The organism is Sulfuriferula multivorans (assembly GCF_003851125.1).
Classification (GTDB): domain Bacteria; phylum Pseudomonadota; class Gammaproteobacteria; order Burkholderiales; family Sulfuriferulaceae; genus Sulfuriferula; species Sulfuriferula multivorans.
In genome coordinates this window covers 1-8,966 of sequence record NZ_BGOW01000037.1, presented here as the reverse complement: position 1 = coordinate 8,966, position 8,966 = coordinate 1, and the positions used below count along the sequence as shown (strand labels likewise).

The 8,966-nt window shown below is 52.9% G+C and carries 9 protein-coding genes; 2 read left to right on the top strand and 7 right to left on the bottom strand.

The annotated features are described in order from the left end of the window. Window positions 1–165: 165 nt before the first annotated feature. The 7 genes from EI185_RS15395 to EI185_RS15360 form a co-directional block, all read right to left on the bottom strand. Entirely contained in the window at window positions 166–1,725 is a 1,560-nt protein-coding gene (locus tag EI185_RS15395) for a phospholipase C (RefSeq protein ID WP_223247885.1), read from the bottom strand. 264 nt (window positions 1,726–1,989) lie between these two features. Beyond that, window positions 1,990–2,844, bottom strand: coding sequence for a phosphate/phosphite/phosphonate ABC transporter substrate-binding protein (locus EI185_RS15390; protein WP_189836432.1), 855 nt, complete (start codon window positions 2,842–2,844; stop codon window positions 1,990–1,992). A 540-nt stretch (window positions 2,845–3,384) separates the two neighbouring features. Continuing rightward, window positions 3,385–4,413, bottom strand: coding sequence for a substrate-binding domain-containing protein (locus EI185_RS15380; RefSeq protein WP_189836431.1), 1,029 nt, complete (start codon window positions 4,411–4,413; stop codon window positions 3,385–3,387). A 286-nt stretch (window positions 4,414–4,699) separates the two neighbouring features. Then, on the bottom strand, window positions 4,700–5,251 hold the full coding sequence (locus EI185_RS15375) for an NADPH-dependent FMN reductase (RefSeq protein WP_124706037.1): 552 nt from the start codon (window positions 5,249–5,251) through the stop codon (window positions 4,700–4,702). A 135-nt stretch (window positions 5,252–5,386) separates the two neighbouring features. After that, on the bottom strand, window positions 5,387–5,953 hold the full coding sequence (locus EI185_RS15370) for a YceI family protein (RefSeq protein ID WP_124706036.1): 567 nt from the start codon (window positions 5,951–5,953) through the stop codon (window positions 5,387–5,389). Window positions 5,954–5,988: 35 nt separating this feature from the next. Beyond that, window positions 5,989–6,576, bottom strand: a complete 588-nt coding sequence (locus EI185_RS15365) for a YceI family protein (protein WP_124706035.1) — start codon at window positions 6,574–6,576, stop codon at window positions 5,989–5,991. A gap of 10 nt (window positions 6,577–6,586) precedes the next feature. After that, the gene (locus EI185_RS15360; RefSeq protein WP_124706034.1) at window positions 6,587–7,132 is read right to left on the bottom strand and encodes a cytochrome b; all 546 of its coding nucleotides are present in this window, start codon (window positions 7,130–7,132) and stop codon (window positions 6,587–6,589) included. Between the two features lie 123 nt (window positions 7,133–7,255). On the opposite strand from EI185_RS15360, the gene EI185_RS15355 reads away from it, so the two are divergent. Beyond that, complete coding sequence (locus tag EI185_RS15355) at window positions 7,256–8,170, top strand: LysR family transcriptional regulator (protein ID WP_124706033.1); 915 nt, start codon at window positions 7,256–7,258, stop codon at window positions 8,168–8,170. A 180-nt stretch (window positions 8,171–8,350) separates the two neighbouring features. Then, complete coding sequence (locus EI185_RS15350; RefSeq protein ID WP_124706032.1) at window positions 8,351–8,851, top strand: hypothetical protein; 501 nt, start codon at window positions 8,351–8,353, stop codon at window positions 8,849–8,851. The last annotated feature ends 115 nt before the right edge of the window (window positions 8,852–8,966 follow it).

The following is an 8,966-nucleotide window of genomic DNA, read 5'->3' as shown; positions in this document are numbered from 1 at the left end:
CAGAACACCCTTGCCGTTCAGCTAACTCTTCCCCTTGCCGGGCGAGTAGAGGTCTTTCACCTCCAAGTAAGTGCGCCCTGCCGGGCGCACCAAAAAAAACGAGTGGTGCAGCTAGCACCACTCGCAAGAGGAAACACCTTCCTGTTTTATTTAAAACCTGAATTCTCAGGAATGGCCCTCGCTCACCTCATCGCCATCAACATGCACGCGTTGTCCGCTGGATGGATCGAGGAACAGACGATTGGCAGGGTTACGCTTGAAGTCAAACACGCTGGACAACGAGCCGGCCTTTGCGTCGGTCGAGTCATCACCGATCCGGCCCAGATTCCAGTTGTCTTCGATGAAACGCAGGATTGAGGATTGATCGGTCACCGAGTGATCGACAAAGTTGGGTTTGGCGTAAGGCGAGATCACCAGCAGCGGCTGGCGCGGGCCATAACCGCAGCGATCCTGGTACGCACCCTGAGCAGCCGTGCCGCAACTTCCCGGGCCTGTCAGAGCATCGTAGGTCGGGTCGTTGGACTGGGTGACGATAGGCGGCATGACGTGGTCGTACCAGCCATCGGAATCATCATAAGCAATGATCACTGCGGTATTCTTCCACTCCGGCAAACGCTGCAACCGGTTGAGAGTTTGAACAAGGAAAGTCTGTTCATCCAGCGGGTCCGAGTAGCCAGCATGGCCATCCTGAGCCATTTTTGCCTTCAGGAAACTCACTTCCGGCATGTGGTGGGACTCTGTCGCCGACCAGAAATCGGACAGGTCATATTGATGATTGGCCTGGTCCTGCTTGCCGATCATTGCCACCGATGATGGCGCCACATGGTGAGGATTGGACGTGGAGGTGTAATACTGGAACGGCTCGTGGTGCGGGCTGTAATCGCTCACGCTTTTCCCGGCGATATTCTGGCTGGTCGCGCCGCACACCGGCATGCCATTGCTCATTGCCGTGGGACGGAAGCCGCCCTGGAACCATCCCCAGGTCACGCCCTTGTGGTTCAGCAAATCGCCCACGTTGGTACCGCTCATCGCCAACACCGGCTTGGTGTGGTTGGAGCAATCGTCATACGCCGGATCGGCATCGCTGATCACCGTACCGTTGGCCGTCACCCCGGCGAGGTCGGTTGGCGTAACGCCATGCGTCTGACCGGCGACCAGATTCAACGCACCCGGTGTGGAAGGCCCGTAGGTCGTGCTGAAAGAATTGTCGCTCATCGCGAAATGCTGCGCGTAGTTCCACAGTGCAGTCACCGTGTTGCCGTCGTAATATCCCATCACCTGTGACGGGTCGCAATTACCGTAATGCGCGCCGGTATTCTGCACGAATTTGTCCATCAGGCCGGCATCCGCAGCCTGCTGCTCCTGGGTATAGCGGTGATCCATATCACACGTCATTGCCTGGCTGCGATCCAGCCTGAACGGTTTGACAGAATTAGGATTGTAGTTGATCAGCTCCGGCGTCAAACCATTGATTGAGGGCGTCCCGTGGTGCGGCAGGAAAGCCGGCGATCCAGCCGGGTTGGCTGCATGCGGGTAAGTGGCAAAATAGTGATCGAAAGAAACGTTTTCCTGGAAAATCACCACCACGTGCTTGATCGGCGTAGCAGTCTGATGATCGTCAGAAGCCGCTGCAAAAGGCATCACAGCTGTTTGAAACGCAGCGCATAAAGCAAGCGCAAGAATGGATTGGCGAGGCATGACAAAAGATTTCTGGCTGGAGGCCATGGTACTTCTCCCCTTCATTGAGTTTCAGAAAGGCCCGGTTTTGAGCCTGCGGAGGTGCAGCAGCTCCAGTCTGCCTTCCCCACACTGCGGAGTTATGAACGACAACTGACGCAATGCTTACGAATTACTGTCAACTGTCGTTGCTCCATGATTTTCCGGATTTATTTGTCAGAGGTTAATGATAAGAGGGCGTCATGGAGTACCTGCAGGAACTCTACCTGCGGCCATCGTCTGTCGCACGTTGCACTTCCCCAGAAAGAAAGATCATTTTGTAAGGGGTGGATAAAGCTTTTCCGCTGCGTCCAGCAATACCATGGCTTTGGAATATTCCTCGCTGCTGGTTTTCGTTAAAGCGGTATTTCCTGAGGCCTGACCCACAACAGCAGCAAGCGCAGCCTTACCACTCGTGCTCTGGTTTATCGTCAGCAATGCTTCGGTAATTTTATTCGCCTGCGCCTGCGGCATCTTTCTGGACAGGGCGATAGCAAAGCCTGGAATAGGGTCGGTTTTGGCCAGAATTCTCAGTTTTCCAGGATGCACTTTCATTGCATCATCTGCTATTTTTGGCGCAACAAAAACCCCATCCACAGCACCTTCCAACACAAGTGAAACCAGCGTGTCCTGATACTGTATTTCTTGCACTTGCTTGAAATCACGGCTCATCACGAATCCATGATTTTTCAGGAAATCGACAGCCAGCGGCCCCATCAACTTCTTACGGCTCATTATGCCGATTCGCGAACCTTTAAGAGAAGCGACAGTTTTGTATGGGCTTTCCGCCTTAACCAGCAAAACCGCATGAAGATCCTTGAACTTCGCAACCGGGAAGTATCCCGATTCCTGGTTAACTTGGCCAATCAGCTTCGTGTTCGCCATGAGTAAGTCATATTGCCCAGTGTTCGCATGCTCATCGGTTGCCTTGAAATTTTGCGTGATGTCGGTATATACCCGGACCCCCGCTGCTTTTCCGACATATTCGGCAAGAGGTTGGAATGCATCCTTTAATACCCATTGATCTTCCTGACCGTAGGCTCCCGGATTGATACCGAACATCAGCCTATCCTCTGCTTGCGCGTTAAAAGTCAGCAGTAAAATGACCATAAAAAGTAATTTACGCATTATTTTGAGACCCCTCTCAAAGTATTCTGTATTTAGACACGGCCGAATATTGCTGCAGGCCAGCATTTAGACAAGCATCAGCTCAGTGAACAACGACCAAGTCCATAAATCACCTGACATACAGCAAACGATGCGGATTTCATCATGATGTGAATGGTCTCGACACAAGGTTTTACTGGAAATGACGCTATGGTTTCGAATTACGGCAACAATAAAATTTCCTGAAGTATCTGTACTGTAATGGGCACCGGTATTCTGCACGAATTTGTCCATCAGGCTGGCATCTTCGGACTGATGCTTCCGGGTATGGCGGCGGCCCATGTCGCACGTCATCGCCTGGCTACGATCCAGCCTGAACGGTTTGACTTATGAGCGATAACTGACGAAATGCTTATGAATATTTGTCGCCGGTGGTTGCTACGAAGATGGGATGGATTTCCCGGTCAGAAAAATGGCGTCGTGGTCATAACAAAAAACCGTACAACCTCGGCAATGGATCACCTCACTGTCATTGCCTGGTGACCATTGCCGAGGTATGCATCAATCAGCTTTGTTTGGCACAAACCCGTCTGGCCGGGAAAGACCATGTTTTTGCAGTATTTCGGTAAACTCACTGCCACGTAAAATGTTTGTCAATTCATCACGCGCCTTGAGTTGCTTGGCATTCCAGTTCCCCTTGAGCGCCACCACTTCACGCACGCCCACTTTCGTTCCCGGAAGTGGCTGAGGATTCTCCACCGTCCCGCCCAGCGGTACCAGGTCAAAGGTATCCGGGAAGGTCTGCTTGGCGAACAGTCCAAGGTGGTAAAGGAATACAGCAGCGTCGGCCTTGCCGTAGGCAACTGACCAGGGCTCGTCGCGATGATGGATGCGCGCACCTTCGAGCCATTTATCCTTATCATGGCTGGCGCCGTTGAACAGGACATTGATTAGCCTTTCCGCAGTCCAGCCTTTCGGGGGATGCGGGTCAAGCCGGGCAATATTGTAAATCGCTTCAGCATAGGTATCGAATGCGCCAGGCTCCAGCTTGATGTTCGGCGTAACGAGACGCACATTCTTGCGCCCCAGGTCCCACACGGTATGAATTTTTTTTGGATTGCCATGCTTGACCAGGATCACCTCGCCACGATCCTGATAGATCGGGTAGGCAGGTCCGTCGGTTACGCCGGATGCGACCAGTTTATCGATAACGCGCTTCGAAGCCACGGCAACAGACGGCATGCAGGTGGCGTAAAGATTACCAAACTGCACCACGCCGTTTTTCAACTGGGGGATCACAACCGGAGGGCTGGTGGTGTAAAAGGCGTTATGAAGGGGATCGGCCTGGAACGTGGCGAGATACTTCGGCCAGATGTCGTGCAGCGCCATGTGGTAGTTGCCCTCGGTGGACAACACCACATCGCAGGTATCGAGGGTGCCATGGAAATCCCACAGCGTGTCCGCGGTCGGATCATCCAGATTCGGTTTTTTGATTCCCTGGTCCGTCGGCCACTGCAACAGCTTCGGGGTATCGACAACCGGGGTTCCTGTGATCTCTGGCATGGCCGCCAGTGTGGATGTGCTTGCCATGGCTGACAATGCGACGACAACAGCGCCTGCTATTCTCCTGATATTCATGTTTTTCCTTTTTGTGAACGAAACAGTTTGGAATGAATGTACACAAGCAAGTACGGCAAACTCGCCGTCAGAATCATAGCCTATCCACTCGATTGGATACGCAATTTATTACCAGGAATTTGCATTTTCCGATTATTTTCATGGCCTGCACGTCTGCAATGAAAAATGGGCCGCATATCATGCCTCGCCCATTTATTTGGCCCTATTTATCGGAGTCCAACGCTGTTGAGTTACCCGGTCATGACGTATGCTTTTTTACCCAGGAAACATAGCGGTCCATCCAGTTCTGCAATAGCTTTCTACTGCCTTCACCGATATCCCCCGACTCGCCAAACAAACCTTCTCTGGCATGAATAAAAGCTTCGGGTTGCCCCAACGCAGGCATGTCCAATGAAGCCAGAATATTGCGCAGATGCTGTTGAGCCATCGCCGTCCCGTGCGGGCCGACTGAGGCACCCAATATCCCGGCAGGTTTTCCCGTCCATGCGCTCTGGCCATACGGTCGTGAGGCATGATCGATTGCATTTTTGAGCACGCCGGAGATGGAGCGGTTGTATTCAGGCGTAAAAAAAATTATGCCCTGCGCTGCCGTGATTTCGGCTTTCAGGCGTTTGACGGCATCAGCCTGATGCGCATCATCGTCCTGGTTATAAAGCGGCAAATCGCCGATCTGCAATTGCTTGAACGAGAATTCCGGCGGTGCCAGTTTTGCCATGGCGCTCGCCAGCTTGCGATTGAACGAATCCTTGCGCAGGCTCCCTACGATAACGGCTATCTGATATTGGCTCATGACGATCTCCTTAAAGGTAATGGCTGAATTTAAACGTAGTCTATGTGCGGATTGCGGCAACACTATTTATCGATTCGATACGCCGGAGCCGCCTCCTGGCAGACAACGGCGCATCGTTGGAGATGTTGCACTCCCTTACTCTTTCACGGCCTCGACTGCGATGATGAGGTTCACGTCATCGGAAACATACGGCGCATATTTGCCCATGTTGAAGTCCGTGCGTTTGATTTTTGCCACCGCATTGGCGCCGATCGCATCCCGCTTCAGGATAGGATTCACCATTTCCTGAAACGAGGTAACAGTCAGCGTCACTGGCTTGGTCACGCCTTTTATCGTCAGCTTACCCTCCACCGCTACCGGCTTGTCGCCTTCGAATTTCACCCCCGTCGATTTGAACGTGATGGTCGGATATTCCGCCGTATCGAAGAAATCCTTGTCCTGGATGTGCTCGTTGAACAACGGGAAACCAGTATTCACCGATTTTGTGTCAATGGTGAGATCCACCGACCCGGTTTTCGCTGCGCTATCCAGCACGATCTTGCCGCTGGTCTTGTCGAAACTGTGTATCTGGTTGGAGTAGCCGAAGTGGTTGTACTCGAAACGCGGCGCAGTATGCGTGGTATCAATATTGAACGTGACCGGCGCAGCAAATGTAACGGTGCTAAGTGAAGCAAAAGCCAGTGCAATAGCAAGCTTTTTCATGGTGATTCTCCTTGGTTAAAAATGGGTACAGGCAACTACTTCTTACCGGTGGCCGCAGCGGCAGCCACCAGACGGAACTTGATTTGTATGTCGTTGGCCACGGTGCCGAAATCGGCCCACATGCCTTCGCCGATGCCATAGTCGGCGCGTTTCAATACCAGGCTGCCTGCGAACACGCCGCTGCTGCCTTGCGGCTGAAACGTGGCCACGCTCCGTTCGTCGTGCGTCCGGCCCTTGATGCTCATCTTGCCCGCCACCTCGAAGCGATTGTTGCCGAGCGGTCTGATCGACGTTGCAACAAAACGCGCAACCGGGAACGCCTTGGTGTTGAACCAGAGCTTGCCCGCCACCTCGTCATTGGCTTCGTCGGAACCGGCGTCGATACTGGCCAGATCAATGTCTATTTCAGCCCGGGCCAATGCAGGCTTCGCCGGGTCGAAACTGATCAGGCCATGAAAGCGTTTGAAGCTGCCTTCGATCGGCACGTTCATTTGTTTGTACACAAACGACACCGCGCTCTTATCTGCCTGGAGCTGGTTGAATTCGACCGCCTGTGCGCTACAGCTTGCCCACAGCGCCAGCATGCCAGCCAGTAATCCGATTTTTTTCGTCAAGGCATTCATTGCAAATCTCCTAAGGTTTCCTGATTAAAGGCAGCATGCGGGCGAGCACATTGTCGCGATCGAAAAAGTGATGCTTGAGCGCGGCACCCACGTGGATCACCACCAGCCCGGCCAGGGTGAAATTCAGCCATTTGTGTACCAGGGTGAGCGCGTCGCCCAGCTCCTTGTTTTTGGCGAGCAAATCGGGCAACGGCAGCACGCCGAAATACACCGTCTGGAAACCCTTGGCCGAACTCATCAGCCAGCCGCTCAGCGGCACGGCCACCATCAGGGCATACAGCAGGCAGTGCGCAAGCTCCGCCGCGCGCTGCTGCCAGGCGGGCATGCCAACAGGCGGCGCCGGCGGGCGATGCGTTACACGCCAGACCAGCCGGAACAACACCAGCGTAAAAATTGTCACCCCGGCCCATTTGTGCCACGAATAAATTTTGAGCTTGGCAGGCGACAGCGCTAGCCCACTCATATAAAGGCCGACACCGAAAGTCGCGACCAGCGCAATCGCCACCAGCCAATGCAGGGCAATTGCAGTACGGGTATAGCTGGCAGGATGGCTCATGGACAAAATCCGCAACGTATGTGGTTGATCGATGGCTGTACTTTACGCAAGTCGTTGTAGTTGAAATAGCCTACAATTTACAAATTATCATTGCATTAAATGCAACAATTAAACGGAGGTCTCATGGACAGGCTGGACAGCATGCGGCTCTTTATCCGGGTAGTCGAACTCGGCAGCTTCTCGGCCGTGGCGCAACAGATGAATGTGGCACGCTCGGTGGTGACGCGGCAGGTTGCGGCGCTCGAAACGCACCTGGGCAGCAAGCTGCTGGCGCGCAGCACGCGGCGCTTGAGCCTCACTTCAACCGGTGCTGGCTACCTGGAAAAATGCCGCGAAATCCTGAGCCTGGTGGATGCCGCCGAAGCCAGCCTGACCGACGACCAGCAGGCGCCGCGCGGACATATCCGCATCACCCTGCCGTATTCGTTCGGGATTCAGCAATTGATGCCGATGTTCGGCGACTTCATGGCGGCCAACCCGGCGATATCGATCGAACTCGTATTCAACGACCAGCGCGTCAACCTGATTGAAGGCGGCTTTGATCTGGCTATCCGCATCTCGGACCGGCTCGACCCCGGCGACGTGGCACGCAAGATCGGCAGCAGCCGCGCCGTCATCCTCGCCGCACCCGATTACCTGAAGCGTCACGGCAAACCCAAACACCCAAGAGAACTGATCCAGCACGAGTGCGCCGGCTATCTGCTCACTACGCACTCAAGCTGGCCTTTCATCATCGATGGCAAAACGCAGTGGTTCCCGGTAAGCGGCCGGCTGAAAGCAAACAGCGGCGATGCCCTGCTCGCCGCCGCGATCCGCGGCATCTGCATCACCAGCGCCCCCACCTTCATGGCCGAACAAGCGGTGCGGGAACACAAACTGGAAATGCTGCTGCGCGGATTTCAGACATCGGAGGCTGGCATCTACGCCATCTTCCCGAGCAACCGTTATGTACCCCATCGCGTCAGCACTCTGGTCGAGTACCTTGCTCAACGCATCGGGCCGAAACCGCCGTGGGATGAAATCCTGAAAATGAAGTAAAGGGGTACAAGAAAAATCTCATGGAACAATTTTGTTCTTTTCACTATGGTGTAGGCTTATTTCATACAATCCGTGGGTAAAAATAAAAAAGCCTACATTGGGCGGGGAATGTTGACTGTGTATGCGTAGCTTCCGTGTTACATGAATGGGAGCAGAAGATTTTGCGAAGGGAAAAATACAATGCGGGTTGATCTGCAAAAGACTCGAGATTGGGCCGATTTGGTGCTAAAAGTGATGTCAATCCTGGCTATTATCGCAGCCGGTTTCTGGGCCTATTATCAATTCAGGTTGACTGATACGGATGCAAGTAACATCGAGCTTACTGTATCAACTGAAATAGTAAAGTACTCGGAAGATTACAGGTTGTTACTCATACATGTAAAACCAAATAATATCGGCAAAGTGCTTGTAATACCAGGAAGAGATGGGCTTGTTATGACGGTCAGAAAACTTCCCGTGGGTCTAAAGCTCGGAGCAATTGATTTGGATAAGCTGCCAGAAGTATACAAAGTCAATATCCTGAAAAAATACACAGACGGTTATGAGTTAGAACCGGGTGTTAAATACGATGAAGTAGAAGCTTTAATCCTACCAAAAAACACTTCATATGCAATAAATGTTGTGATGGATCTTGGTGATAATACTGAGGTCGATCAGAATAATATTGCACGAGTTGAATAAGCATTTAAATGAGGCGACCAATAGAGGGTGTAAATAATTTTGTGTAAACGGTCATTAGGCAGGAGACTGCCACCTCCAAAGGAAAACCATGACCAAACGCAAAGTAGTACAGCCC

Excerpts from the sequence above, each read along its gene's own strand:
- EI185_RS15395 (WP_223247885.1), bottom strand. The coding sequence starts at position 1,725 with ATGGCCTCCAGCCAGAAATCTTTTGTCATGCCTCGCCAATCCATTCTT.
- EI185_RS15390 (WP_189836432.1), bottom strand. The coding sequence starts at position 2,844 with ATGCGTAAATTACTTTTTATGGTCATTTTACTGCTGACTTTTAACGCG.
- EI185_RS15380 (WP_189836431.1), bottom strand. The coding sequence starts at position 4,413 with ATGGCAAGCACATCCACACTGGCGGCCATGCCAGAGATCACAGGAACC.
- EI185_RS15375 (WP_124706037.1), bottom strand. The coding sequence starts at position 5,251 with ATGAGCCAATATCAGATAGCCGTTATCGTAGGGAGCCTGCGCAAGGAT.
- EI185_RS15370 (WP_124706036.1), bottom strand. The coding sequence starts at position 5,953 with ATGAAAAAGCTTGCTATTGCACTGGCTTTTGCTTCACTTAGCACCGTT.
- EI185_RS15365 (WP_124706035.1), bottom strand. The coding sequence starts at position 6,576 with ATGAATGCCTTGACGAAAAAAATCGGATTACTGGCTGGCATGCTGGCG.
- EI185_RS15360 (WP_124706034.1), bottom strand. The coding sequence starts at position 7,132 with ATGAGCCATCCTGCCAGCTATACCCGTACTGCAATTGCCCTGCATTGG.
- EI185_RS15355 (WP_124706033.1), top strand. The coding sequence starts at position 7,256 with ATGGACAGGCTGGACAGCATGCGGCTCTTTATCCGGGTAGTCGAACTC.
- EI185_RS15350 (WP_124706032.1), top strand. The coding sequence starts at position 8,351 with ATGCGGGTTGATCTGCAAAAGACTCGAGATTGGGCCGATTTGGTGCTA.